The sequence below is a fragment of the Agrobacterium sp. MCAB5 genome, assembly GCF_052114365.1.
GTDB lineage: Bacteria > Pseudomonadota > Alphaproteobacteria > Rhizobiales > Rhizobiaceae > Agrobacterium > Agrobacterium tumefaciens.
Map to the genome: position 1 here is coordinate 16,230 of NZ_JBFREP010000016.1, position 23,945 is coordinate 40,174.

Consider the following 23,945-nt stretch of genomic DNA (forward strand, 5'->3'; position numbering starts at 1 on the left):
TCAGATAATTTCGGCGAAAACGTTCGAGGAATTAGAAATGTCAGACCCCGGCCAACCGACGCTGGATCAGCTCAAAGTGTTCATTACAGTTGTAGAGACAGGCAGCTTCGCGGCTGCTTCCAGGAAGCTCAACCGTGCTACTTCTGTGATCAGCTACACAATCGCCAACCTAGAAGCGCAGTTGGGGGTCACGCTCTTCGATCGGCTTTCGACGAAGAAGCCGCARCTRACTTTGGARGGRAGRACGGTCCTTGCCGARGCCAAGAGCGTSGCCCATGGCATMGACAATCTTCGGGCCAAGGTAAAAAGTATGCTTCGTGGTGTAGAGCCGGAGGTGCACCTGGCACTTGACGTCATGCTACCGGCGGCACGCGTGATGGATGCGCTGAAGGCGTTTCGGAAGGAATTCCCGAGCGTTTCCCTTCGGCTTTATGTCGAAGCTTTAGGTGCCGTCACCCAGATTGTTCTCAACCGTACGGCAGCGATCGGCATCAGTGGCCCCCTTGATGTTGAGATTGCGGGCCTCGAGCGCATCGGTGTGGGCTTTGTCAAACTCATCCCCGTCGCTTCACCAGATCATCCCTTAGCTGGGGGATCTCATCCACCGGGCGCGGCCCGAGGACATATCCAGTTGGTCCTGACCGACAGATCGCCTCTTACCCAAGGACACGAGTTCGCTGTTGTCGGGAACCATACCTGGCGGCTCGCTGACCTCGGCGCCAAGCACATGCTGCTAAAAGAAGGCATTGGTTGGGGCAACATGCCCGAACCTATGGTAAGAGACGATATTGAGGCAGGGCGTCTGGTGCAGCTTGATCTTCCTGACTGCAAGGGCGGTCCTTACCGCCTTCAGGCTGTTTATAGAACGGACACACCTCCAGGACCGGCCGCCCGCTTTTTGATCGACCATTTCCAGAGCCAAGATATCGATGATCCGATAGCGGCTGGTTAGACCATCGCAAAAATGCGATCGCGTAGTTCTTGCGTGTCTCGGTGCAGTATACAGATCACTGCCCCCCGCATCTCCCGGGGACGCAATATTGCGGTCAACGAGATGGCGTTTCCGCTTGGCTGTTGTAGGTCGACTTGCGACCGCGAGATAATGCGCAAACTTTTCATCGTCGCGACCCGCCTGACTGCCTCACTCAGCGCGCAGCGCAATTTCCCATGTTTTCAGGCACCTAGCTGATATGTCTCAATGGTCGAAGGTTCGCATCCCTTCAAGAGCACGATGCTGGCAGCGCGGTTTTGATGGCCCACTCGCGGCGCGCACGCAGTGATCGCTTCGCACCCCACATCCGGTCATTTTGAGTCTGCTGCACCCGGCTGAAGTTTGTGTTGAGGGAGCGCCTCGGSAAATACAAGTATACATGGGCTACATGTGCGCATAAAGATATCGACATGGATGGATTGTGAAGGTGCGTATCGTCATGGAATTAGATCCGATTTGCTTCTCCTCGGACTGCGCCAGCAGGACACTCTTCGATCAGATCGCCGACAAGTGGTCCATGATGGTTCTGGCGGTTCTGTCGGACGGACCTCATCGGTTCAACCTCATCCGTAAGCGTCTGGAGGGCGTGAGCCAGAAGGCTCTGACACAGTGTCTCCGCAAACTGGAACGCAACGGTCTCATCACTCGTCGCATCGTGTCCGTATCGCCGGTGGCTGTGGAGTATGAGATCACAAAGCTGGGCCAAACACTGCAAAAGCCGTTCGGCGAGCTTCACCGGTGGACGCTGGACAAGCTGCCGGAGGTCAATGCAGCGCGGGAAGCCTTCGACGCCCGACGATCAGATGACGGTTTCAGCGGTATTCAGCTGGGAAAACGGGCTGATTGAGCCCAAYCAAGACGGCGACCAGGTATCCTCAGGCCTACCAAGGCGATTTAAGGTGCCTGATTGACAGCAAGTCTATAACGTATACCTAGGCGTCCCAGATCAACTGGAGCGTCAAAATGACTGAGTTAAAATTGCTGACCCCGCTGAAGACCGAGATGTTCGAATTCAAGAACCGCGTCTTCATGGCCCCGATGACAAGAGCGCGGTCACCAGACCATGTGGCGAACGAGCTCACTGCAACCTACTACGCCCAACGCGCCACCGCTGGCCTGATCATCTCTGAGGGGACTCAGATCAGCGAGCAGGCGATCGGCTGGACGAATACGCCGGGAATCCACACGGCCGAGCAGATCGAGGGATGGCGAAAGGTCACCCGGGCCGTGCACAACGCCGGGGGCCTCATCTTCGCCCAACTCTGGCATACCGGCCGCGCTTCTCATCCAGACTTCCATGGCGGAGCCTTGCCTGTCGCGCCTTCGGCTGTGCCCTTCAATAGCCAGGCTTTCACGCCCGAGGGGCCAAAGCCGACCGTCACCCCCCGGGCTCTCACCCTCGACGAGATCCACAGTACGATTCAGGACTACGAGGCCGCCGCGCGTGCGGCCAAGGCCGCTGGTTTCGATGGGGTTGAGGTGCATGGCGCCAACGGCTATCTGCCGGCCCAATTCCTCGAGGACGGTTCCAACAAGAGAACGGACGCCTATGGCGGCCCTGTCGAAAACCGCGCCCGCTTCCTGCTCGAAGCAACCGACGCCGCAATCCGGGTATTTGGGGCTTCCCGTGTTTCGGTCAGGCTCTCGCCCCGGATACCCTACAACGATATGGGCGATAGCGACCTGGAGGGCACCTATATGTTCGCCGTCGAAGCTCTCGAAACGAGGAAGGTAGGCATTCTTCACTTCATGGAGTCGGCGCAGCTTCCCGAGAGTCTCAAGCTGCTGGCGCCCGAGGCGAGAAAGCGGTTCTCCGGCTTGTTTGTCGTAAACGTTGGATATGACCGAGAAAGTGGCGAGCGGGCGATAGCAAGCAATCTGGCGGACGCGGTGACGTTCGGAACTCTCTTCATTAGCAACCCGGACCTGCCCGAACGCTTCCGTCAAAATGCCCCATTGGCGCCGTCCGACCCGTCCAGCTACTACGTGGGCGACGAGCGAGGCTATACCGACTATCCACCCCTCGGCTGAAGCATGTCAGGCTAGGCTTCATCTGCTGTCCCGTCGCTCTCACTCCATTTCGGACAGAGTGACGGGATCGTCGTGAGAGCAGTTCCTGATGGCTCTAGATCGTAACGAGCGGCTGCGAAGTAGTTCAGCCGTTCCTGGGCGATAGAGGTCGAGGATGGGGCGATGGTCGCCCGGAGGCCATGAATGGTTCGCTCGGCGTTTTTTGCAAGTGCGCCCTCAGTTTGGGCAAGGCCATTTCAGTGACCATCGACGCCGATGCCGCAATGGCCGAACTCGGACAAGGCGGCAGATCCTTCGATGTTCGCTCTAGCCTTTGACACCCCAACACCAGAYAGTCCCCGCRCGACCCCTTCCCGACATTCCAAGTGGGCCAGGTACTTGATCTGGCGGGTTTATCTGCGAGTTTGCATTTGAAGTAGTGGCAGGTCGACGGCTCGATTCCGTCCAAGGCGGTCGGTACGCACACTGCATGCCTGCCTCGTTGATGAAATCCAGTTTGGATGACACCCAAGCTTCGCCGCGACTTTGTGACGTTCCGATCGGATGGTCCTAAAGAATAGTCAACTGTGATCAGTCGACAGCGTTTAAGTTGAGCTTCGAACGACAAGCTCGCCCCGAAGAGTTACCGTCTTCAAAGCCAAACTCCCCTTGATCATACTCAGAATTGCATCAATCATTTCGTCGCGCGGTTGCTCATAGGTGGTAATGCCGTATCCGAACGAACCGGATATCTCGTAGTTGTCGAAACCCACTATCGCAATATCTTCGGGAACTTGAAGGCGAAAGTTTGCCCGGATCTCATCCATTGCGCCCATTGCCAGAATGTCGTTTTCGCACATTAGCACATCGACGCGATCTTGCGGTGAAGTCTCGCTTAAGTACTTCCTCACCGAGGCCGCACCAGCGTCCAGACTGTATTTTTCCGCGCTCATTTGGACGATGTTTTKGATGCCTTTTTCTGCCCAGAACTCCGTGAAGTAATGGCTTCTTTTTAAAGCCGTGGACAAAGCGGCAGCACCGCTCATGAAGCCCGGGCGTTTGTATCCCTGCGCATGAAGGTGGTCGACGATCTCCCTGAGAGCAAGTTCCGCGTCGCAGACAACCGCTGGCACGCCGTCGATCTGACTGTCACGTGCAAGCACGAACATAGGCGGCATGCCGCGTCCGTGCTGCAGGTCTGTCAGGGTTTCGTCGCGAAACGCTGTACCAAACAGAATGATGGCATCGACCTGACGCTGGTCCGCATGGAGAAGTGCGTTCACATGGTTGAAGTGGCTATTGATATTGATCAGCATCACGACCAGGCCTGCGGCCTGGAGCTTYTCGGTAAGCGCCTCAAGGAAAGGGAGCTTTTGCGGGTTGGAAAAGTCATCCACGAAGACAGCGATCTGCCCCGTCGAGTTGGTGGCAAGGCTTCGTGCAAGAAGGTTCGGCGTGTAGTTCAAAGCTGCAGCGGTCTCCAGGACCTTCCGCTTGCTTTCGTCGGTAATCGATGCTCCCGGTGTGAAAGCGCGTATCACGGTCCACTTGGAGACTCCCGCCGCATCTGCCACCTGTTTAGCCGTTGCTCTCTTSCGCATAAACTCTCCGGTAATGGAACATAAATTCCATTTTTTTGATTCAGTGAAATGAATGCTTGCTTTTAACGCATTCTGACATAACATGCACCTGCTTGCACCCGGTAGCAAACACATTTGCACCCGGTAGCATTCGAATTCGTCACTCAGAGGAGTGGGTGACATTGAGGAGGAAAAAATGAAATCCATTTGGAAGAATTTCGCTTCTGCGGCTATTGCCGTGTCACTGATTGGCGCTTGGTCGGTTGGCGTCAAAGCCGAGGAGCAGCCCAGCATCATCGCCGTCACTCATGGACAAGCTTCTGACCCCTTCTGGTCGATCGTGAAAAACGGAATGATGCAGGCCGGCAAGGACATCAATGCCAAGGTTGACTACCGGGCACCCGAGACCTTCGATATGGTCGCAATGGCTCAGCTCATTGAGGCCGCAGTCAATCAAAACCCGGCGGGCATTGTAATTTCCAATCCCGATCCGGATGCGCTAGGCMCGGCGATTGCCAAGGCCATCGCGGCCGGTATCCCCGTCATTTCCATGAACTCCGGCATTGCCGCAACGGAAAAGCTTGGCATCAAGCTTCATGTTGGCCAGGACGAACTTACCGCAGGGGCCAAGGTCGGCGAAAAACTCAAGTCTCTCGGCATGAAGCATGTGCTGTGCGTAAACCAGGAGGTGGGAAATGCCGCCCTTGACCAGCGCTGTGCAGGTACCGCCAAGGGCTTCGAAGGTGGAAAGGTAACGGTCTTGCCGACTTCCGCCGACCCGGCGGAAATTGAATCAAAGATCCAGGCTGCTTTAACCTCGGATTCTTCTGTCGATGTCGTGCTTGGCCTGTCGGCACCGCTCGTCGGTGAGCGAGCGGTTGCTGTTGTCGAGAAGATGGGCAATGGCGACAAGGTYAAGGTCGCTTCTTTCGATCTCTCGGCCAATTTCCTGAAGGCTGTTTCGGAAGGCAAGGCGCTTTTTGCCGTGGATCAGCAACCCTATCTCCAGGGATATCTGCCAGTCACATTCCTCGCGCTGAATGCAAGATATGGCACGATTCCTGCTGGAAACGTTGCCTCGGGTCCGAGCTTTGTCGAGAAGGATACCGCCGCTTCGGTGATTGAGAARTCCTCCCAGGGTATCCGCTGAGCGGGACCCATCCGGCAGCTCCCGCACCTCCAGCGGGGGCTGCCCTCATCGCCCGACATCCGATCCGCGTGAAGCGTGAACGGCAGCCGAAGGCGCACGTAAACAACTGACATCTGAGGTACGACCATGACGCTGGCCAACGAACAGAACGGGTCCCCGACTCGATCCGACGAGCGCCTGAAAAAGGTTTCGACTTTGACCGCGCTCGCGCGACGTCCGGAACTCGGCGCAGTCGCAGGACTGGTGCTCGTCACAACATTCTTCATGCTGACCGCAAACCCTGCCATGTTCACACTTGCAGGCGTTGTAAACTTCATGGCGCCAGCTGCTCAACTGGGGATTCTTGCGGTTGGCGCGGCACTCTTGATGATCGGCGGCGAATTCGATCTGTCGATCGGCTCGATGGTCGCGTTCGCAGGGCTAGTTTTTGGCACGGCCCTTGTGGTCCTTAATCTGCCGCTCAGCGTCGCGATCCTGATCGCGCTTGCTTTCGCCGTGGTCATCGGTGTCACCAACGCCCAGCTCACCATGCGCACCGGACTTCCATCGTTTATAGTAACGCTTGCGTTTCTCTTCATTCTTCGTGGCCTCACGCTCGTCGGACTGAAGTGGGCGAGCGGCGGTTCAACACAGCTTCGCGGCATGAGGGAAGCTGTGGCGGACAGTCCCCTTGCGCCGCTGTTCTCAGGCGATGCCTTCCCGGGCCTCTTCACGTGGCTTGGCAGTGCAGGCGTCATCGAGACCTTCCCCAATGGAACGCCGAAAGTCCCCGGTATCCCCGTAGAAATTCTCTGGTTTGTGCTGATTGCACTCGTCGCGACCTGGGTTCTGCTGCGCACGAGGTTTGGAAACTGGATCTTTGCATCCGGAGGCGACCCGAAGGCAGCTCGCAAGTCGGGTGTTCCCGTCGCGCGCGTAAAGACCACCCTTTTCATTGTTACCGCCATGTGCGCCACTCTTGTCGCGATCCTCACCGTGCTTGATGCGGGTTCAACGGACGCACGACGGGGATTTCAGAAGGAGTTCGAAGCCATCATTGCGGCCGTCATCGGCGGATGTCTCCTGACTGGAGGATATGGTTCGGCAATCGGTGCGTTCTTCGGATCGATCGTCTTTGGCATGGTCTTGATCGGTCTCACCTACACGTCAATCGACCAGGATTGGTACCTCGTCTTCCTCGGCGGGATGCTGCTGATTGCGGTTATTTTCAACAACATCATTCGCAAGCGTGTGACGGGAGAACGCTGATGAGCACGAGCCAGACACCACTCGTCGAGGTCAAGAACCTCGTAAAGCACTTCGGCTCGATTATCGCACTCAACGGCGTTTCGCTGAGTGTTCACGCAGGAGAGGTTCTGTGCCTCCTCGGAGATAACGGAGCCGGAAAATCAACTCTGATCAATACTCTTTCCGGCGTTCACAGACCGACATCCGGCGACTTCCTCGTCGAGGGGAAACAACATCTCTTTACCGGGCCAAGAGATGCGCTCGATGCCGGGATTGCTACCGTCTACCAAGATCTGGCGATGATCCCGCTGATGTCTGTCACAAGAAACTTCTTCATGGGTCGCGAGCCGTTGAAGGGTTTCGGTCCGTTCAAATACATGGACATGGAATTCGCGGATCGYGTGACCAGCGAAGAAATGAAGAGAATCGGCATCGATGTTCGTGAACCCGGGCAGGCCGTCGGCACGCTCTCCGGTGGCGAACGTCAATGCGTGGCGATCGCACGCGCCGTGTATTTCGGGGCGAAAGTCCTCATTCTCGATGAACCGACATCTGCACTCGGTGTTGCACAAACCTCGATGGTCCTGAAGTACATCGATCAGGTTCGTCGCAAAGGTCTGGGCGTGATTTTCATTACSCACAACGTCCGACACGCTTTTGCCGTCGGCAACCGTTTTACAGCTCTGAACAGGGGAAAGACGCTTGGCACATTTGCCAAACATGAAATCAGCCTCGATGGCCTGCAGAACCTGATGGCCGGCGGCAAAGAACTCCAGTCGATCTCCGCGGAGCTGGGCGGCACCATTTGAAGACACTTGGAAACATGAATTTTGGCCCGGCGCGTTCGCCGGGCCTTGGGACAGTCATATCCAAAATCCAGGGAACCACCCCAAATGAGCAGTACGAATAACACCCCGTTTCCGTTAGCCGCCTGCGCGGAGATGCTGTGGCGGGACAAGCCTATCGAATGGCGCGCTTCCCGATTGAAGGAGCAGGGATTTGGCGTGGGCCTCTGGAATTGGCCAGAGCACGACATCGCCAAGCTCGAAGCCACAGGTGCGACCTTCACAATTATGAACGGTTACCTGACCGGGCGTCTTACGGATGAAGAAGGTGCAGCCGAACTTTTGAGAACCGCGCGCGAAACAGCTCAGATCGGTAAACGTCTTGGCGTGCAGCGCCTCAACCTTCACGGCACTGGCCTCGGGGATCGTGGACTACCGATTCAGCCTGTCGAGGTCGTCACGGGAGCCATGTGGCTGAAGGCTCAGGATACGCTACGCCGAATCGTCGACCTCGCGGAAGAAGAAAACGTGGTTTTCACGCTGGAAAACCTCAATCTTCCCGTCGATCACCCCGGCGTTCCGTTCGGGCGCGCCGAAGACACGTTGGCACTCGTATCGAGCATCGACCATCCGCGCCTGCGTTTGAACCTGGACCTCTACCACGCGCAGATCGGTGAGGGGAACCTGATCGAACTTTGCCGCAGGAGCCTGCCGTGGATCGGTGAGATTCAGGTGGCCGATGTACCCGGGCGATTTGAGCCGGGCACCGGCGAAGTGAACTGGAAGGGGATCGCAAGAGCCCTGAGCCACATGGGCTACTCCGGCCCGATTGGGATGGAAGCATGGGCATCCGGAGATGCTGACACCGCGCTTGCTGCCTTCCGCGAAGCCTTCACTCTCTGATTTCAAAAACAGGACTAAAAATCATGACCAAGGTCAAAACAGTCAACGTCGGACTTATCGGGGCAGGGCGCATCGGTTCGTTTCATGGTGAGAGTGTCGCAAAAAGGCTTGTGGACGCGGAGCTGATAGCCGTCGCCGACCCCGCCCCCGGAGCCGCTGCAAAGCTTGCGGAGAGGCTGGGCGCCGACGCTTCTTACACCCACGTTGCAGAAATGCTTTCTCACCCCGGTCTGGATGCGGTCATCATTGCGACACCCGCACGCTTTCACACCAATATCCTCGTGCAGGCTGCGGAGGCCGGCAAGGCGATATTTTGCGAGAAGCCAATGGCGCTCACGCTTGAAGATGCGGACCGCGGCATTGCAGCCGCAAAGGCCGCAGGCGTTCCGCTGCAGGTCGGTTTTAATCGTCGCTGGGACCAGGCATTTGCCGAAGGCCGCGAAGCGATCGACGCCGGAAAGGTCGGCGCAGTTCAACTCATCCGGTCGCTAACGCGTGATCCTGGTCCGTTCGGCGGCGACCCAGGCAGGATTCCTTTGTGGACCATCTTTTATGAAACGTTGATCCACGACTTCGACACCCTGCTTTGGTTGAACCCCGGCGCAAAGCCTGTCGAAGTGTTTGCAATGGCAGATGCGCTGGTTCGCTCGGACGCACGCAATACAGGCTTCCTCGATACCGCCGTCGTCAATATTCGTTTTGACAACGGCTCGATTGCGGTTGCGGAAGCAAACTTCTCTGCAATGTACGGCTACGATATTCGCGGCGAAGTATTCGGCTCCGGCGGAATGGTTGCGATGGGCGACGTACGACGTTCTAGCATGACGCTGTTCGACGCTACTGGCGTATCCAACGACACATGGCGGCGCGATACGGACCACTTCGTTCAGGCCTATACGGCGCAGCTTGCTTCCTTTGTCGATGCGGTTCGTAACGGCGTTGTTCAGAATGCACCAACAGGAGCTGATGCTCGCAACGCTCTGGCGATTGCACTTGCTGCGATTGAATCCGTGTCGAAAAAACAGCCGGTTCCTGTGATTTGAAGGCATAGATGGCAGGGGCCGATATTGCTCCTGCCATCACATAGGTATTGGAAAAATCAGCCACTCAGAAACGCATCGGCGGGGCGAAAGACAATCGTCATGGCAACGAAATCAACAGTTCAGAAGCCCAAAACAGTATTTGATTTGAGAAACATGCTTGAGGTCAAAAGCTTGAGGCTATCGAGCCATCAAGAGAGAGTAGCGCGAACTGCTGTCGCTTGCCCGGAAGTCGTCGCCTTCGGGACAGCAAATTCCCTTGCTGTTTGTTGTTCCGTCACCCAGTCGACGGTGGTTCGGTTGGCGATCTCTCTTGGGTTTGAGAGTTACCGCGAATTCAGACGCGTTTTCCAGCAGCATGTGAAACTCAACGCAACCTACAGATAGGGGAATCGGTCCCTGAGGCTCGCCGTACACCTACCGTGAGGGAAAGCTGCTATTGCCAAGTTTGTTAGCTCGTGTCTCGCCGCTCGGATAGGAGCACACATTATCACTAATCAACATCGTGCATGTTTGGCGCAGGCGCGAAGAAGTGTCGGTTCACCCAGTCCAGGTATCTTCATCATAAAATTCGGTTGCGCCGGCGAATTGCCGTGAGACTAGCTTGGGCGGCAAACGCCGGAATAGGCAATGCGTTCCGATCAGTTGAGCACAGTTTCGATGCGATCATCCGTTGTGACGTTGACCTGGACTGACATGCCCTCGTAGTCAGCGGCTGTTCCGTCGTAACTTCCCCACAAAGGAACTGCCTGCTTCGGATCCCGTGCCACCCCAACACGGATAAGATCACGGTTGCCCACGATACCGTTGGTTGGGTCGAACTCAGCCCAACCGGCGCCCGGCAAATAGATCTGGCACCACGCATGGGTGGAACCGCCGCCAAGGGTGATTGATCCGTCTCGGTCTGGAACGTAGATATAGCCCGTGACGAACCTGGCCGCGAACCCAAGTGATCGAGCGGCCTCCATCATAAGTAGCGCGAAGTCGCGGCAGGTTCCCTTGCGAAGCTGCAGCGTCTCGGTCGGCGCTTGCGTTCCATGCTCTTGTCGTCGGGCATAGATGAAACTTTCATGGATGGCGTAGCACAACGTCATCAGCAGGTGCCCGGTTTCAGTGGGTTGCCCGATTCGCACGAATTGGCGCGCCCATTTACCGACCTGATCATGTGGATCAGCGTAATGGCGCTGGATGGTTCGTTCAAGATCCAGCGCTTCGTCGGGATCATATGAAAACGGGTAAGTCAAAGCGTCCTGATCGATTTGCAGATCAATTGCGACATAGGGTGTATGGTCAAGGCGAATGACGGTTTCGAAGCGGAGCTCACGTGAGGGTTGAGCAAAGCCGATCACTGCGACGCAGTTTCCGAACACATCGTGGATCCAACGAAGATAGTCCGGTTCCGGGTCGATGAGGAGGTGGGAGCTCAACAGCGTCTGATCGAAACTGTCTCTCGGTCTGAACAAAAGTCTGTGCTCTCCGAACTCAACCGGCCGTTTATAACGATAGGACGTGACGTGTCGGACGGTAAATATTGTCATCGATCACCGGGGGTACGAGGTCCAAGATGGCTGGCACCGTATCACTCTAAAGAAGCACATGCATTGTTACATCGTTCCAGCTGGCATGAGATAATCCGCGCGGGCGATGGCCCCCAACCTATTGGTGACAATCCGGCTGAGGTTGAAAACCGTGATGCAGCCTATCAAATGTCCCGAAGAAGCCCACGCCTAATCCACCTTGAGCCCGCCCGATGCGTTCGCGACGTTAAGCTAAAATCACTCTTTGTCTACTTTCAGCCGAAGCGAAAGATAGTTTTAAGTCGAAACTTCCGAAGAGGTCGTGATAACGCAACGGTCTGTCAGGGCAGATTCCTACTTCCGCGGTGTGGGGGTCAGCGGTTCACCTCTCATCAAGAGCAAAAAATGTACCTGTTACCCGTCTCAACGGCAGCGAATCTCCTAAGTCAAGCGTACTTTCGCCCGTCTCGAACGCTGAACCGGCGAGCCGCCTTAGCTCGACTGGGCGGCCGTGCTGAGCTTGCGACTTCCTTCAAGCAAATGACGCTGCAAAATTGCACTTGCAGCGTCGATATTCCGATCTCTGCAAGCCTTTAGCAGAGCACGGTGCTCGTCCTGCGATTGCTGCTCATAGTCCAAGCTGGATAGCAATACACGTACGTAGCGGTCGGCTGCATCATGGTGGGTAGCGATAAGGCCGATGAGCCGCTCATTTTGGCAGGCGCCGTAAAGTGTCATGTGGAACTGCTTATTCAGCGTCCCCCAACGTCCCACATCCTTCTCAGCGTCGATCTGGGCGAGAAATGTTGCCGCCCTGTCCAAATCGGCTGTCGTCAGCCCTACATATGACAGGCGCAAGGCTTCCGTCTCCAGTAGCGAGCGAATGGAATAGATCTCCGCAATCTCCTTGGCATCTATTCTTGCCACGAAGGCCCCCTTTGTCGGGTGAATGGTTACGAGGCCCTCGCTTTCCAGAAGCCTCAAGGCATCACGCACAGGCATGCGGCTGAACCCAAATCGTGCGGCCAGCTCGTCTTGTCGGAGCGCGACGCCACTGCGAAGCTCTCCACCGGAAATCGCTTCCCTGAGAACCCTTGCGATACGATCCGCCACGGTCTCCGGCCGGATGGTTTCAACATTTATTGCGACGAAATCGTTCATGGCCAACCTTCTCCGAGACAGCAATCATCTTGATCATGCCAAGCAACCTCGTATACGAGTATACCGCTCAGGAGATTTTTGCCATGCCCTTATCATCAGGCGTCGTTCCTTATTTCAGTCAGTGGGAAACACCGGAGATGACATTGCCCGTGCTTGCCGAAGGATCTGCGGCGCTGCTGCGCGATCCGCTCTGGCGGCAATCGGGTGCCGAGACGATCGAGGAATACGCGCGCTGGGCGGTCAATGTCTGCGGCATGGCCTGCCTGAAGATGATCCTGGCAGCGCGCGGCGACCTGCTTCCGACGCTTGCTCTCGCCCGTGCCTGCACCGCCTATGGCGGCTATGTCGTCAACGAGCTGGATGCTTCGATCAAGGGACTGATCTATGCGCCCTTCGTGACCTATGTGGGCGAGCGCTTCGGGCTCTCGGCAGAAACGATGACGGGTGTCGCAACAGAGAGCATCCCCGGTCTGCTCGCTGAACGCCCGTTCTTCATCGCCTCGGTCAATAGCGGCATACGCTGGCCGGAACGCATGCCGCCCTCAAAAGGCGGGCATCTCATTCTGGTGACGGCAGCCTCGGCTGATACGGTCCGTTTCCACAATCCATCCGGTCATGATGCTGCGAGCCAGGCGGATGTGCTGCTACCGCTTGCCATATTCGACCGCTTCTTTGCCAATCGCGGCATCGCGATCGGCTTCTGACATCTATTTAGACTATTTAGACACGAGATTATTTTGGGGGTTTTCATGACATCTTCCCGCGGCAAGCTGCGCATCGCCGTTCTCTTCGGCGGCCGCTCGGCCGAACACGACGTCTCCGTCATGTCGGCGACGAATGTCGTGGGCGCACTGGAGCCCTCGAAATACGAGGCGGTGCCGATCTTCGTGACGCGGGAAGGCGAGTGGCTGCTCAGCCATTTCGAAAATGGCGTGCTCGCCAGGCCGGCAAACGGCACCGAAATCGCATTGGTGCCCGGCGGGCGTGGGCGGATGATCGCCATCGACGGCGGCAGGATGAGCGATGCCGGGAAGATCGATATTCTGTTCCCGGTTCTGCATGGTATTTTCGGCGAGGATGGTTCCGTGCAGGGACTGGCGGAGGTGGCCCGCGTGCCACTGGTTGGCTGCGGCATCCTGGGTTCAGCGACAGCGCTTGACAAGGATATCGCCAAGCAGCTGCTGCGGGCGGCGGGGTTGCCGGTGGCGCGTGCTGTTACCGTGCATGCGGATCGGGTGCCGTCCTTCGACACGCTTGAGATCGCGTTGGGTTTGCCGCTGTTCGTTAAGCCGGCGCGTCAGGGGTCTTCGGTCGGCGTGCGCAAGGTTTCTGGCAACCAGGAATTTGCGCCGGCGCTCGCGGAGGGCTTCAAGCATGACCGCAAGCTGCTTGCCGAGGAATTCATCCGCGGCCGCGAGATCGAGTGCAGCGTGCTCGAKGACGCCAAGGGTGGCCTGTTCGTCTCTCGCCCGGGTGAGATCATCCCGGCCGAAAGCCATGGCTTCTATAGCTACGATGCGAAATATATCGACGACGATGGCGCGGCGCTGACGGTTCCGGCAGAGCTTCCGCCAGAGGTTGAGACGAAGATCCGCGAGACGGCAGCACTCGCCTTCCGGGCGCTCGGTTGCGACGGTATGGCGCGCGTCGATTTCTTCCTGACCGAGGACATGGCTTTTTTGGTCAACGAGGTGAACACCATTCCGGGGTTCACCGATATCAGCATGTATGCGAAGGCGATGGCGGCAAGCGGCGTCAGCTATCCTGAGGTAATCGACCGGCTCGTTGAACACGGTTTTGCGCGCGCCGGCCTCTGAGCCGCAAAATGCCTCTTCCCGGTGTAGTAGACATGCAACGGGAAGAAAAACGCCGCAGCTTCGTCTGCTCTTGTGACAAGAACTGGAATAAGCCGGATTAATTGCCGTTGCATGCCTGCGTCTGCTGTGTTTCTTGCGTTTTTGGCGGGTATGTATTACATAACTTATTGAAAATTGGTGGTGATAACGATGTCTAGCGTTGCGATTAAGGTACTGTCGACGGTGAACGCCCCTTACGGGACGAACCTTTCGGCTGAGCAACTCGCTTCGAAGATTTCGGATTTTGCGAGCGTTGAGAATTTCGATGCTTCGGCATTCTCATTCTATTCCGAAGTGAAAGCCGAGCTCCAGCACCAGTTTCTGGATGAGATGGAAATCGACCACGGTACAGCATCCGAGATTGCCCAGAAATTCTCGCAGCTAGCTGGATATCCCCTCGCCCTAGCCGCCTGAGGGTTGTCCTGATGAACCAATGGGAAAGCCTTTTCGACCAGGCTGCGTCAATTATCAATCAGGCGAACTCTTCTTTTAAACTCCTCGATAGCTGGACTTTCGGGGGTGGCACCGCCCTTATGCTCCAGATAAACCATCGTGAAAGCTTCGATATCGACATTTTCGTCGATGATCCGCAGGTCCTCCCATATCTGAACCCGACAACACAGGGCTATACCCTGCAGGTGAACCCAGATGAATATGTTTCGGACGGGACGCATGCGTTGAAAATCGTGTTCGCGGGCATCGGTGAAATTGACTTCATTTGTGCTCCAAGTCTGACCAACGATCCAACATCCCGCGTCGCAGTACGTGGAATCCAAGTTGACCTTGAGACCCCGGGCGAAATCATCGCGAAGAAGGTTCACTATCGAGGATCCTCTCTTCAGCCACGTGACATGTTCGATATCGCGTGCATCGCCAAGGCATGCGGCGATGGATACGTTCTCGAAGCTCTCTTGCCATTCAAAAACAGGGCCGCCGCTGCATTGGCCGTCGCCGAGAGAATGGATGCAGGCCTCGCTAGCACAGTTATGGGGAAGCTTCAGTATAGAGAAGGATATGCGGATATTTCGAAAACTGCTCAAGCGACGACAATCTCGCTTTTGAAAGCGGTGTGCGATCACAAGCCAGCGGTATCCGCAGCGCCTTCCTCTACGTCTCCGCGCTGATTTCTCCGCAACTTGGCGACCTTAGCTATACCGCCGTTCGGTCGATCATTCTTTCGGTGCGCATCATTCCGATTAGCCAGCAAAACCAAGTTAGGGCGGCGCCAGCGAGTGTGAATGAATTGCGTCGCAAATGCTTAGCCAATCCACGACGCGTGGACGACGGTTCGAATCCGTTCAAGGCGTATGATGCGGAGTGTGTCCAAATTGAAAGCGGTCGCAAACAATGAGGACTTGCTGCAACGCTGCATCTGCCTGCGCACCAGACCGGCTAGTGGCAAACCAGCAGTCACGACTTGACAACCTCACTCTGCATCTTGTTGCGATACAGGGAACGGTAACGCGCCGGCGATTGGCCGATGGCGCGGCGGAAGCTGGCGGCAAAAGCGCTGTCGGATCCATAGCCGAGCGACTGTGCAATCCGTGGCAGTGGCTCGTTGCCACGCCGCAGCCGGGCGGCGGCAAGCCGCATCCTCCAGTTCGCGAGATAGTCGATCGGCGATGCTCCGACGGTGGCACGAAATCTTTCGGCAAATCCGGAGCGGGACTGGCCGGCAAGAGACGCCAGTGCTTCTACCGTCCAGCGGCGCGATGGATCGGCGTGGATGGCCCGCAGTGCGGGCGCCAGACGAGCATCCGCAAGGCCGGCGAGCCAGCCGGGATGCTGTGATGTCTGGCGCGCCATATAGGCACGCAGGACATGGATAAACACCAGACGCAGCAGGTCGTTGCAGGCGACGCGAGCACCCGGTGCTGCGCTGTTCCACTCCAGGTCCAACTGTTCGAGCAGCCAGCCAATCGGTCCGGCCTCTTCGTGGTCAATCACTACAACAGGCGGCAGGGCGTCGGTGAGGAGTGAGCCATCGACGGTATCGAGGTTGACGCTGCCGCCGAGGAGCACGAAATCCCGACCATCGCCCACTGAGACATCGAGATTACCCCCAGCGAATACCTCTGCCGCCGCTATCGGCGTCACGTTGGGATCGCTGCAAAGCGTAAACGCCTTGCCGCTGACCACAAGACAATCGCCGGCTTCAATGCGCAACGGTGCCTCTCCCTCCGAGATCAGCCAGGCAACGCCTTCACGGACTGCATTGAACTTGAGGTAGCCCGGTGGTGGAAAAGCAACAGACCACGCGCCTCCGGCTGCAAAACGCACGGAGAACAGCGCACGCGCATCGATGGCGCTGAGCACGTCGGACAGGGGATCCTGGATGTTTTGGACGATCACGACAGAAATCCGGATCCTGCAGGCTGGGGACTCCGAGAAGCTACCCGATATAGGGGACGGACACCAGAGCCACAAATGAAGGAGTAACAACATGTCCGAACAGAAACCTATTGGATCTCGTTTCAGCGCATCCAGCACGGCACGCGAGGTCACCGAGGGTATCGACCTTTCCGGCAAGACGGCGATTGTCACCGGCGGCTATTCCGGTCTCGGCGTCGAGACGACGCGGGCGCTCGCTGGTGCCGGCGCTCGTGTCATCGTACCGGCTCGCAATCGCGAAAAGGCCGAACGCACACTTGCCGGTATCGACAATGTTGTTATCGAAGCGATGGATCTTGCGGATCCCGCATCGGTTGCCGCCTTTGTTGACAGGATCGTTGCGGCGGGCATGCCCATCTCAATCCTGGTCAACAGCGCCGGCATCATGGCGACGCCGCTTGCCCGGGATCAGGCTGGGCACGAGAGCCAGTTTGCCACCAATCATCTCGGCCATTTCCGGTTGGTTGCAGGCCTGTGGCCTGCGCTGGTCAAGGCTGGCAACGCGCGGGTGGTCTCTGTGTCATCGCGCGGCCATCAAATCGGTCCAGTCGATTTCGACGACATTGATTTCAAGGCTCGCCCTTATGACAAGTGGCAGGCCTATGGCCAGGCGAAGACGGCAAATGCTCTGTTTGCGCTTGAACTTGATCGGCTTGGAGCAGGGTGTGGCGTACGGTCATTTTCCTTGCACCCGGGCATCATCCTGACCGATCTCGCCCGCCATCTTACCGAAGACGAGATCAAGTCTTTTGATGTCTACGACGAGAATGGCAACCGTCGAGTCGATCCATCGCGCGATCTCAAGACGCCGGAACAAGGGGCAGCAACAAGCGTCTGGGCAGCAACGCGACCCGAACTCAACGGTATTGGTGGCGTCTACTGCGAAGATTGCGAAGTCGCCCTGCCGCAGGCGGAGACGGATGGGACCAAAGGTGTGGCGCCTTGGGCCATGGATCCACAGGCTGCTGAACGGCTCTGGCTGCTTTCTGAGCATTTAACGGGCTTGTCAGTAGGTGATCGTCGAGGCTGAGCGCATATCGGCACACGAGTGATTTGCGGTGTTGTCAGGCGAGGCCTTCGGTCAGTCGAAGGCCTGCTACATCGTGGTCAGTCGGTTTCACGCAGGAGTAAAACAGCGGCTCACCTTCATAAACACTCTGAAGTGTTCGATCAGGATAATGCCTTCCGTGTCTGGGAGATGGCGACCGGGATGGTCGCATCTGCAGGTCGAAACACCCTGTCGGACCTCGACGGCCCGGCAGGGAGGTGCCTATGCGGTTGCACTGCTCGCGCGATCACGCCTTGGCTGCAACCGGAAGCCGGAATGGCGCCCCGAGACGATTGAACGCATTCATCGCAGCGATCGTGATCGTCAGATCGACGAGGTCCTTCGGTTCGAAAGCTGCGGCTGCGGCGGCATAGGCCTCGTCCGATGCTTGGGTCTGGCTGACATTCGTGACTTCTTCAGCCCAGGCCAGTGCTGCTCGTTCCTGGTCGCTAAACAGGTGAGGCACCTCATCCCAGACAGGAACAAGCGTGATCTTATCGACGGACATCGTCTTGCGCAGATCGCGACTATGCATGTCGATGCAATGGGCGCAGCCGTTGATCTGCGACACGCGCAGGAAGACGAGATGAATCAGCTCCTCAGGAAGGTTCGTTTTCTTGGTGACGTAGTGATGCACGCCGAAGAGCGCCTTGGCACCCTCGGGGGCGACTTCGGACCAGTTCATGCGGGACATATTGTTTTCCTTTCTCGTGGACACGGTTCTCCGTTCGCCGGAGAAACCGTCGTTGCGTGTGCTAGGTGAGGGGGTAGGTCTGGTAGGTAGCGCTACGGCTTTCGCGGTGTCGTCAGGGCGGTGTCATCGGTATCGACGACGAAGACGGCAAGCAGCTTCGCCGGCTCGGTCTTGCTGGCGTTGGCGCTGACGTCGTGGCGGTCGCCCGGCAGCTCGGTGAAGTTCTGCCCGGCGATGAAGGTCTTCGTCTCGCCACCGTTCACGGCGCTTAGGATGGCGCCTTCGAGAACCGTCGCATAGATCAAGGCGGATTTTGCATGCGTGTGAGCGGAACTGTAGCCGCCGGGGCCGTACTCGACGAGGACGCCCTTCACGCTCTTGCCGGGAACGTCCGGGAGGGGATGCTCGTAAACCAGCGTCACCTTCGCGTCCTTCGTATCATATGCAAGTCCAGGCTTGGCGACGTCATGAGCGGAAGCTGTGGCCAGAGAGACCGCAAGGGCTGAAGCGGCATGGAGGATGGTCTTCATGATTGTTTCCCTCCTATGTTCTGAGCCACTCGGCGATCGTGATCGCACCCTTGACGTAGTCTCCGCCGGGAACCAGCGAGCCGGCGACAACGGAAGCGCCGAAGTAGTCGACGGCGGCGTCGGCGTTGACCGGACGAGCGTCGCTCTTGGCATCGAGATAGGTCCGGATGAAGGATTCGAACGGTGCCCGTTCGGGCCCGGCAAGATCGACGGATGCGTTCTTCGGCTCCCCGAGCGCGGCTTCCACCAAAGCAGCGGCGACGTCGTCAGCCGCGATCGGCTGGAAGTCGATATCCGGCACTTTCACCGCGCCGTCGGCCGAGTAGGCGCCCACCAGTGTCTCCGTGAATTCGTGGAACTGTGTCGCGCGCACAATGGTGTAGGCCTGGCCCGATGCTGCGACGGCGTCTTCTTGGGCGAGTTTGCCGGCCATGTATGGGTTCGCGGCGAGGCGGTCCGCGTTGACGATCGAGAGGACGACGTGATGGCGCACGCCCGCGGCTTGTTCGGCACGTGTCAGGTTTCGGCTCGACTTGTCGAAGAAGTCGGTGATGACGGCCTTATCGAAAGACATCATGTTCGACACGTCGATGACGGCGTCGGCGCCCGTAAGAGCCTCGGCCAGTCCTTCGCCCGTGTAGGCATTAATCCCGTTGCGGGAGCTTGCGACGACGGCTTCGTGGCCGGCGTCCTGTAGCAGCTTCACTGCCTTCGAGCCGATCAGGCCCGTGCCGCCGATGACGACGACCTTCTTCATCTTGGTCATGGTGCTTTCTCCTATGACGAGGCGCGATTGCCCGTCTTGCGTTCGTGGAGTTCAAGGAAGGCGCATCCCCGGGCGGCGATGCCCCCGTCGTCGGCTGCACCAAGGTCCGCCAGAAGGTCCGCGACGGACACCTTGGCGAGTTCTGCGCGATAGGCCTTCTCGGCTTTCAGCATCGCGGCGTTGATTTGGCAGGGCTTAGTGAAGTAGCGCGCCGGAAGTGGATTCGGCCCGCGCTGGCGGATCTCGGCGCACCGGAAGGCGGGCGCTGGACCTTCGACCGCGAGGACGATGTCGAGCATCGTGATGTCCTTTGGCGCCTTGGCCAGCCGATATCCACCCTTCGGACCCGGCGTCGTTGCGACGATCCCGGCGCCGGAAAGCGCCTGCAGATGCTTGAGGAGGTAGCTCGTCGATACGCCGTGGAGTTCAGCCAGTGCTGCCGCCGACAGGACGCCGTCTTCGGACAGCCCCGCCAGGAATGCCGTGCAGTGAATGGCCTGCTCGACGCCTTCGCTCAGTTTCATGGTGTATCCCCTAATCGTGGATATAAAATATCCACGATTGACTTCGATGTCAATCCGGGATCACGTAGACCGTTCAAAATTCGGAATATGACAGAAAACCGCGCTCCGGCGGCCGGGGCTTGCCATAGTCAGGAAGCTCGCACTCTCATCGACGCCCGAACATGTTGCACTTGCCCCGGTATATCTCCGCCGCATGGTGGGAATTTAATTATTGACGGATCAATCAATAATTGGTACGTCGTCCGCATGGCAAGACCGAGAGAATTTGACCGCGACGCAGCGTTGGAGAAAGCCCTGAGGGTGTTCTGGGCAAAGGGATTTGCCGCGACCTCTACCGATGATCTGCGTGTGGCGATGGGCATCGGCAGACAAAGCCTCTACGGCGCCTTTGGCGACAAACGTACTCTTTATCTGGAAGCGCTGGATACCTATCAGCAGCGGACAAACACTGGGCATGTCATGAGGTTGAGCGGCCCGACATCGCCTATAAAAGGCATCGAAGACCTGCTTTCCGGTCTTGTGTCGGAAGACGATTGCGAGCGGGCGCTGGGATGCATGGGGGTTGGATCAGTCGGCGAGTTTGGCGTGACAGACCCGGACCTTAATTCGCGCCGCAACTCTGCCAGTGCGGCGTTAGGTCGACGCATATTGGAGAGAGTGTTGGAGGGCCAGCGTTCGGGGGAAATCAATCCCGTTCTCGACGCTGAAGAAACTACCGCGTTCATTCAGATGACGATGACCGGCCTGCAGGTGGCTGCGCGTGGCGGCGCAAAAGCTCTCGATCTGAAGGCGATGGCACGATTTGCAACACAGCGTCTAAAACCATAACGCGGCCTCCGCAACAAGGAGGCTTTTCATTTGCTCAATTATGGACTGATCTGTCAATAAAAGTAGAATCCCATGACAATCGAAGAACGAAAGACCGCCCTCGTATTTGGAGGTGCCCGTGGTATCGGCGCCGCTGCGGTCGAAAGACTTTCAAAAGACGGCTACGATGTCGCCTTCACATATGTTTCGCGACCGGACAGCGCACAGGCGCTCGTGAACGAGATCGATAAGAGTGGGCGCCGCGCGGTGGCAATCCAGGCCAATAGCGCAGATGCTGCCGCCATTCGTGGCGCGGTGGCAAAGACTGTCGACATCTTCGGGCCAATCGACGCCGTCGTCGTCAATGCAGGGATTTTGCGGCTCAACAGGGTGGATGCTGTCACTCTCGAAGAGCTCGATCTAATGATCGACATCAACATCCGCGGCGTTTTCTTGTCCATCCAGTCCGCAGTGCCGCACATGAAGGATGGCGGCCGCGTCATAACGATCGGGTCGAACACGGCGGAACGGACTGGAATGGCGGGAGCAAGCGTCTACCAATTCTCCAAGGCTGCGGTCGCAGCGATGGTGAAAGGCTTGGCCCTTGATCTTGCTCCGCGGCGCATCACCGTCAACAACATCCAGCCTGGTCCAACGGACACTGACATGAACGCCGGCGCCATTGAGATGTTGTCTGACCGCAGCCCCTTGAAGCGCGTTGCCGACCCCAAGGAAATTGCGGGAATGGTGGCCTATCTAACGGGTCCCGACACGTCTTTCATGACAGGATCGAGCTTGACAATCGACGGAGGCTGGGCGCTATAAATTCAGCGCTCCAGGGGTAGGGCCGTTCAAAGCGGCCCTCTCCACCACTCCGGCATCTTTCCTCGTGCAGAAGTCTGCTGGGCAAAACTCACCGGCGGTCAATCTTTTGGCTTATCGCGGTGCAATTCGCGAGTTCCACTCAGTCCAAGAGCTCCCCGCGTATCCGGCATCACCCATGAAAATCGTCAAGAACGATCTTGCCGAACACTCCGCCGGCTTTCATCCGGCGATCGGCATCCGATGTAGCTGAGAGCGGATACAGTGCCCCGACAACGGGCTGAAGTTCTTTGCCCATCATTGGCAGCACATCGTCCCTGAACCGGCGGATCATAGCTCTCATTTCTGAGCGAGATCTGGATTTCATGGCCGTGCCCAGCAATTGTAAGTGATTGTGAAGGACAGTTCCGAGCGGAATGATGGCGTTCTTATCTCGCCCCAACAGGCCCACTTGGACAAGCCGACCACCAAGAGCAAGACTACGAATGTTGCGGACGAGGTAGGACCCGCCGACAAAGTCGATGATCAGATCGACCCCACAGGATGCCGTCGCATCGACGACCTCCGCCTCGAAGTCCGACCGCTGATAATCGAACACAGCTTCGGCGCCCTGCGAAAGCACGTTCCCGATGTTGCCCGCCAAAGCGGTGGCTAGCTAGGTTGCTCCTGCCGCTTTGGCGGGCTGGACTGCCGCCGATCCGATGCCGCCTGCAGCAGCATGAATGAGAACGGTCTCGCTTTTTTTCGGTTCGTCCGAGATGTGCAAGAGCCTCCCAGTCCGTGACGAAGCTTTCCATGACTGCGGCCGCCTCGATGAAGGACATTCTGGTCGGAATGGTAGCCGCCATCCCGCCGCCGACAATCCCCATGACACGGTCGCCGACGGCAAGGCCGGTTACTTCGTTTCCGACGGCTGTCACTTCTCCCAGCGACCTCAAGGCCGAGGATGTTACTGTCCCCGTAAGTCTGAGCGCCATAGACGCCTTCACGTTGAAGAAGGTCTCCGCGATTGACCCCGGCCTGTCGGTTTTCAGCTGGGTTTAAGCCAGTTTTTCATTTGGCATTGTACCAACACATTGCTTCTATGGTATTGACCGAAAACATCTTTCCGAAGTGAGGGTGGGTCTTTTCGAAATGGAAGAATGGATCATATTCGTGCGATAACCAACAGCCATTTGTCGCCGAGCTTGCCGATCGATCGCTTCCGGATTTCATTGGCAAAGTGCCTGTCGAATTTCTCAGCCCAAAGTCTCACGGTCTGACGAGAGACGATGACCCCACGAGCTGCCAGCACATCCTCGGCCATTCGCAGACTGAGCGGAAACCGGACATAGAGCTAAACGGTATGGGCAATCACGTCAGGTGGAAATCGGTGGCGACGATAAAGAGGATCACGGGCAAGTCTGGTCATATAGCCTTATTCGACGCCCGGTTAACGTTCACTGCCTTCAGTAGCACTTCCTTCTTGCACCACCAGGATCAGGCAGAAGCCTGTGCACCTAGACCAAACGAGACCATCGCCGCTTCACACGCACGCGTAAACCGCATCGACGGACCTTCTTTGCCGGCGGCAAGTTTGCTGACGCGTGCTCCCTCTAACAGCATGGATAGCGTATCAGCCAAAAGTTCAGGATCGCTTACACCTGTCGAACGACAAAGATCGGCAAGCCGGGAATGCTGTTCCATCTTCAACGTTTCTATTATCGCATGTGCAGGGTGCCCTTGCTCTTTCAACTCTACCGCAGCATTGGCCAAATCGCATCCATAGGGCTCGCTGGAAAGACATTGTGCGCGCGCTTTAACCCATGCCTTGAGCTGAGCCCTCGGGTCGCCCGGGTTCTCTTTTTCGAGATCTTCCCAGGCTTTATCGAGCGTTCGAGAACTGTGCTTGAGCGCTTCACACACAAGATCGTCCTTGGAACCAAAATGTCGGTATAAGGTCATCTTGTTGGTTGAGGCGGCTTCGGCAATGGCATCAACACCGATGCCGCGTATCCCATGTTCACGAAACAGCTGGCAGGCCGTTGACACAATCCGGTCACGAGGTGCGATTTTCTGCTCAGAAGCACGATCAGATGTCTCGGATTTCATGAGTTTAATTTTTACCCTCAAGCGGTGTTGACATGCGTGTTACCGATCGGTA

26 protein-coding genes and 1 pseudogene are annotated in these 23,945 nt (G+C 57.4%); 16 read left to right on the forward strand and 11 right to left on the reverse strand.

Translation table 11 applies throughout. The features are described 5' to 3' along the window. The first annotated feature begins 37 nt into the window (after positions 1-37). The 3 genes from AB4Z23_RS25160 to AB4Z23_RS25170 all read left to right on the forward strand — a co-directional run bounded on the left by AB4Z23_RS25160 (position 38) and on the right by AB4Z23_RS25170 (position 3,022). On the forward strand, positions 38-952 hold the full coding sequence (locus tag AB4Z23_RS25160) for a LysR family transcriptional regulator (RefSeq protein ID WP_174066492.1): 915 nt from the start codon (positions 38-40) through the stop codon (positions 950-952). Positions 953-1,430: 478 nt separating this feature from the next. After that, entirely contained in the window at positions 1,431-1,838 is a 408-nt protein-coding gene (locus tag AB4Z23_RS25165; RefSeq protein WP_080802563.1) for a winged helix-turn-helix transcriptional regulator, read from the forward strand. Between the two features lie 116 nt (positions 1,839-1,954). Further along, positions 1,955-3,022, forward strand: coding sequence for an alkene reductase (locus tag AB4Z23_RS25170; protein ID WP_209159917.1), 1,068 nt, complete (start codon positions 1,955-1,957; stop codon positions 3,020-3,022). A gap of 584 nt (positions 3,023-3,606) precedes the next feature. Here the strand turns inward: AB4Z23_RS25170 and AB4Z23_RS25175 are convergent. Beyond that, positions 3,607-4,602, reverse strand: coding sequence for a LacI family DNA-binding transcriptional regulator (locus AB4Z23_RS25175; protein ID WP_441360939.1), 996 nt, complete (start codon positions 4,600-4,602; stop codon positions 3,607-3,609). Between the two features lie 175 nt (positions 4,603-4,777). Here AB4Z23_RS25175 and AB4Z23_RS25180 point away from each other — a divergent pair, with 175 nt between their 5' ends. The 5 genes from AB4Z23_RS25180 to AB4Z23_RS25200 all read left to right on the forward strand — a co-directional run bounded on the left by AB4Z23_RS25180 (position 4,778) and on the right by AB4Z23_RS25200 (position 9,689). Then, positions 4,778-5,731 carry a sugar ABC transporter substrate-binding protein gene (locus AB4Z23_RS25180; RefSeq protein WP_441360940.1) on the forward strand — a complete coding sequence of 318 codons (954 nt, stop codon included), beginning with the start codon at positions 4,778-4,780 and terminating at the stop codon, positions 5,729-5,731. A 126-nt stretch (positions 5,732-5,857) separates the two neighbouring features. After that, a complete protein-coding gene (locus AB4Z23_RS25185) occupies positions 5,858-6,979 on the forward strand; it encodes an ABC transporter permease (protein ID WP_080802569.1) in 1,122 nt (373 codons plus the stop codon). Continuing rightward, positions 6,979-7,767: an ATP-binding cassette domain-containing protein gene (locus tag AB4Z23_RS25190; protein ID WP_019565642.1), complete on the forward strand. Its 789-nt coding sequence runs from the start codon at positions 6,979-6,981 to the stop codon at positions 7,765-7,767. The genes AB4Z23_RS25185 and AB4Z23_RS25190 overlap by 1 nt, the downstream gene beginning before the upstream one ends. Before the next feature lie 84 nt (positions 7,768-7,851). Continuing rightward, positions 7,852-8,646, forward strand: coding sequence for a TIM barrel protein (locus tag AB4Z23_RS25195; protein ID WP_060642069.1), 795 nt, complete (start codon positions 7,852-7,854; stop codon positions 8,644-8,646). Positions 8,647-8,669: 23 nt separating this feature from the next. Continuing rightward, positions 8,670-9,689, forward strand: coding sequence for a Gfo/Idh/MocA family oxidoreductase (locus tag AB4Z23_RS25200; RefSeq protein WP_174004023.1), 1,020 nt, complete (start codon positions 8,670-8,672; stop codon positions 9,687-9,689). 638 nt (positions 9,690-10,327) lie between these two features. Here the strand turns inward: AB4Z23_RS25200 and AB4Z23_RS25205 are convergent. After that, on the reverse strand, positions 10,328-11,224 hold the full coding sequence (locus AB4Z23_RS25205; RefSeq protein ID WP_065662703.1) for a transglutaminase family protein: 897 nt from the start codon (positions 11,222-11,224) through the stop codon (positions 10,328-10,330). A gap of 471 nt (positions 11,225-11,695) precedes the next feature. Further along, a complete protein-coding gene (locus tag AB4Z23_RS25210) occupies positions 11,696-12,364 on the reverse strand; it encodes a GntR family transcriptional regulator (RefSeq protein WP_065706112.1) in 669 nt (222 codons plus the stop codon). A gap of 83 nt (positions 12,365-12,447) precedes the next feature. Between AB4Z23_RS25210 and AB4Z23_RS25215 the strand changes: the two genes are divergently transcribed. The 4 genes from AB4Z23_RS25215 (at position 12,448) to AB4Z23_RS25230 (ending at position 15,344) form a co-directional block, all read left to right on the forward strand. After that, positions 12,448-13,068: a C39 family peptidase gene (locus AB4Z23_RS25215; RefSeq protein WP_060642073.1), complete on the forward strand. Its 621-nt coding sequence runs from the start codon at positions 12,448-12,450 to the stop codon at positions 13,066-13,068. Positions 13,069-13,113: 45 nt separating this feature from the next. After that, on the forward strand, positions 13,114-14,181 hold the full coding sequence (locus AB4Z23_RS25220; RefSeq protein WP_441360941.1) for a D-alanine--D-alanine ligase family protein: 1,068 nt from the start codon (positions 13,114-13,116) through the stop codon (positions 14,179-14,181). A gap of 189 nt (positions 14,182-14,370) precedes the next feature. Continuing rightward, positions 14,371-14,634: a hypothetical protein gene (locus AB4Z23_RS25225; RefSeq protein ID WP_013637284.1), complete on the forward strand. Its 264-nt coding sequence runs from the start codon at positions 14,371-14,373 to the stop codon at positions 14,632-14,634. Between the two features lie 11 nt (positions 14,635-14,645). After that, a complete protein-coding gene (locus AB4Z23_RS25230; RefSeq protein WP_441360942.1) occupies positions 14,646-15,344 on the forward strand; it encodes a nucleotidyl transferase AbiEii/AbiGii toxin family protein in 699 nt (232 codons plus the stop codon). 286 nt (positions 15,345-15,630) lie between these two features. Here AB4Z23_RS25230 and AB4Z23_RS25235 read toward each other — a convergent pair whose 3' ends face one another. Further along, positions 15,631-16,572, reverse strand: coding sequence for an AraC family transcriptional regulator (locus AB4Z23_RS25235; protein WP_060642258.1), 942 nt, complete (start codon positions 16,570-16,572; stop codon positions 15,631-15,633). A gap of 91 nt (positions 16,573-16,663) precedes the next feature. Here AB4Z23_RS25235 and AB4Z23_RS25240 point away from each other — a divergent pair, with 91 nt between their 5' ends. Beyond that, the gene (locus AB4Z23_RS25240) at positions 16,664-17,641 is read left to right on the forward strand and encodes an oxidoreductase (protein ID WP_060642259.1); all 978 of its coding nucleotides are present in this window, start codon (positions 16,664-16,666) and stop codon (positions 17,639-17,641) included. Between the two features lie 265 nt (positions 17,642-17,906). Here AB4Z23_RS25240 and AB4Z23_RS25245 read toward each other — a convergent pair whose 3' ends face one another. The 4 genes from AB4Z23_RS25245 to AB4Z23_RS25260 all read right to left on the reverse strand — a co-directional run bounded on the left by AB4Z23_RS25245 (position 17,907) and on the right by AB4Z23_RS25260 (position 20,173). Continuing rightward, positions 17,907-18,353, reverse strand: a complete 447-nt coding sequence (locus AB4Z23_RS25245) for a carboxymuconolactone decarboxylase family protein (RefSeq protein ID WP_060642260.1) — start codon at positions 18,351-18,353, stop codon at positions 17,907-17,909. A gap of 92 nt (positions 18,354-18,445) precedes the next feature. Further along, positions 18,446-18,883, reverse strand: coding sequence for a cupin domain-containing protein (locus AB4Z23_RS25250; RefSeq protein ID WP_035201026.1), 438 nt, complete (start codon positions 18,881-18,883; stop codon positions 18,446-18,448). A gap of 13 nt (positions 18,884-18,896) precedes the next feature. Next, the gene (locus AB4Z23_RS25255; protein WP_441360943.1) at positions 18,897-19,649 is read right to left on the reverse strand and encodes an SDR family oxidoreductase; all 753 of its coding nucleotides are present in this window, start codon (positions 19,647-19,649) and stop codon (positions 18,897-18,899) included. An 11-nt stretch (positions 19,650-19,660) separates the two neighbouring features. Further along, the gene (locus AB4Z23_RS25260) at positions 19,661-20,173 is read right to left on the reverse strand and encodes an RrF2 family transcriptional regulator (RefSeq protein ID WP_019565668.1); all 513 of its coding nucleotides are present in this window, start codon (positions 20,171-20,173) and stop codon (positions 19,661-19,663) included. Between the two features lie 282 nt (positions 20,174-20,455). Here AB4Z23_RS25260 and AB4Z23_RS25265 point away from each other — a divergent pair, with 282 nt between their 5' ends. Beyond that, positions 20,456-21,001: a TetR/AcrR family transcriptional regulator gene (locus AB4Z23_RS25265; protein WP_236736277.1), complete on the forward strand. Its 546-nt coding sequence runs from the start codon at positions 20,456-20,458 to the stop codon at positions 20,999-21,001. Between the two features lie 72 nt (positions 21,002-21,073). Beyond that, a complete protein-coding gene (locus AB4Z23_RS25270) occupies positions 21,074-21,805 on the forward strand; it encodes an SDR family NAD(P)-dependent oxidoreductase (RefSeq protein ID WP_035201019.1) in 732 nt (243 codons plus the stop codon). Between the two features lie 169 nt (positions 21,806-21,974). On the opposite strand, the gene AB4Z23_RS25275 is transcribed toward AB4Z23_RS25270, so the two are convergent. Then, a complete protein-coding gene (locus tag AB4Z23_RS25275; RefSeq protein WP_320187827.1) occupies positions 21,975-22,445 on the reverse strand; it encodes a zinc-binding dehydrogenase in 471 nt (156 codons plus the stop codon). 152 nt (positions 22,446-22,597) lie between these two features. On the opposite strand from AB4Z23_RS25275, the gene AB4Z23_RS25280 reads away from it, so the two are divergent. Then, positions 22,598-22,846 carry a hypothetical protein gene (locus tag AB4Z23_RS25280; protein ID WP_111790966.1) on the forward strand — a complete coding sequence of 83 codons (249 nt, stop codon included), beginning with the start codon at positions 22,598-22,600 and terminating at the stop codon, positions 22,844-22,846. A gap of 208 nt (positions 22,847-23,054) precedes the next feature. Here AB4Z23_RS25280 and AB4Z23_RS25285 read toward each other — a convergent pair. Together AB4Z23_RS25285 and AB4Z23_RS25290 are read right to left on the reverse strand one after the other, a co-directional pair. Further along, positions 23,055-23,213: pseudogene (locus AB4Z23_RS25285) on the reverse strand (IS6 family transposase); the annotation flags it as partial. Between the two features lie 68 nt (positions 23,214-23,281). Then, positions 23,282-23,893: a TetR/AcrR family transcriptional regulator gene (locus AB4Z23_RS25290; protein ID WP_060642263.1), complete on the reverse strand. Its 612-nt coding sequence runs from the start codon at positions 23,891-23,893 to the stop codon at positions 23,282-23,284. Positions 23,894-23,945: the final 52 nt, after the last annotated feature.

Excerpts from the sequence above, each read along its gene's own strand:
- AB4Z23_RS25200 (WP_174004023.1), top strand. The coding sequence starts at position 8,670 with ATGACCAAGGTCAAAACAGTCAACGTCGGACTTATCGGGGCAGGGCGC.
- AB4Z23_RS25195 (WP_060642069.1), top strand. The coding sequence starts at position 7,852 with ATGAGCAGTACGAATAACACCCCGTTTCCGTTAGCCGCCTGCGCGGAG.
- AB4Z23_RS25185 (WP_080802569.1), top strand. The coding sequence starts at position 5,858 with ATGACGCTGGCCAACGAACAGAACGGGTCCCCGACTCGATCCGACGAG.
- AB4Z23_RS25260 (WP_019565668.1), bottom strand. The coding sequence starts at position 20,173 with ATGAAACTGAGCGAAGGCGTCGAGCAGGCCATTCACTGCACGGCATTC.
- AB4Z23_RS25270 (WP_035201019.1), top strand. The coding sequence starts at position 21,074 with ATGACAATCGAAGAACGAAAGACCGCCCTCGTATTTGGAGGTGCCCGT.
- AB4Z23_RS25250 (WP_035201026.1), bottom strand. The coding sequence starts at position 18,883 with ATGAAGACCATCCTCCATGCCGCTTCAGCCCTTGCGGTCTCTCTGGCC.
- AB4Z23_RS25225 (WP_013637284.1), top strand. The coding sequence starts at position 14,371 with ATGTCTAGCGTTGCGATTAAGGTACTGTCGACGGTGAACGCCCCTTAC.
- AB4Z23_RS25280 (WP_111790966.1), top strand. The coding sequence starts at position 22,598 with ATGACTGCGGCCGCCTCGATGAAGGACATTCTGGTCGGAATGGTAGCC.
- AB4Z23_RS25170 (WP_209159917.1), top strand. The coding sequence starts at position 1,955 with ATGACTGAGTTAAAATTGCTGACCCCGCTGAAGACCGAGATGTTCGAA.
- AB4Z23_RS25205 (WP_065662703.1), bottom strand. The coding sequence starts at position 11,224 with ATGACAATATTTACCGTCCGACACGTCACGTCCTATCGTTATAAACGG.
- AB4Z23_RS25255 (WP_441360943.1), bottom strand. The coding sequence starts at position 19,649 with ATGACCAAGATGAAGAAGGTCGTCGTCATCGGCGGCACGGGCCTGATC.
- AB4Z23_RS25210 (WP_065706112.1), bottom strand. The coding sequence starts at position 12,364 with ATGAACGATTTCGTCGCAATAAATGTTGAAACCATCCGGCCGGAGACC.
- AB4Z23_RS25165 (WP_080802563.1), top strand. The coding sequence starts at position 1,431 with ATGGAATTAGATCCGATTTGCTTCTCCTCGGACTGCGCCAGCAGGACA.
- AB4Z23_RS25245 (WP_060642260.1), bottom strand. The coding sequence starts at position 18,353 with ATGTCCCGCATGAACTGGTCCGAAGTCGCCCCCGAGGGTGCCAAGGCG.
- AB4Z23_RS25240 (WP_060642259.1), top strand. The coding sequence starts at position 16,664 with ATGTCCGAACAGAAACCTATTGGATCTCGTTTCAGCGCATCCAGCACG.
- AB4Z23_RS25290 (WP_060642263.1), bottom strand. The coding sequence starts at position 23,893 with ATGAAATCCGAGACATCTGATCGTGCTTCTGAGCAGAAAATCGCACCT.
- AB4Z23_RS25215 (WP_060642073.1), top strand. The coding sequence starts at position 12,448 with ATGCCCTTATCATCAGGCGTCGTTCCTTATTTCAGTCAGTGGGAAACA.
- AB4Z23_RS25230 (WP_441360942.1), top strand. The coding sequence starts at position 14,646 with ATGAACCAATGGGAAAGCCTTTTCGACCAGGCTGCGTCAATTATCAAT.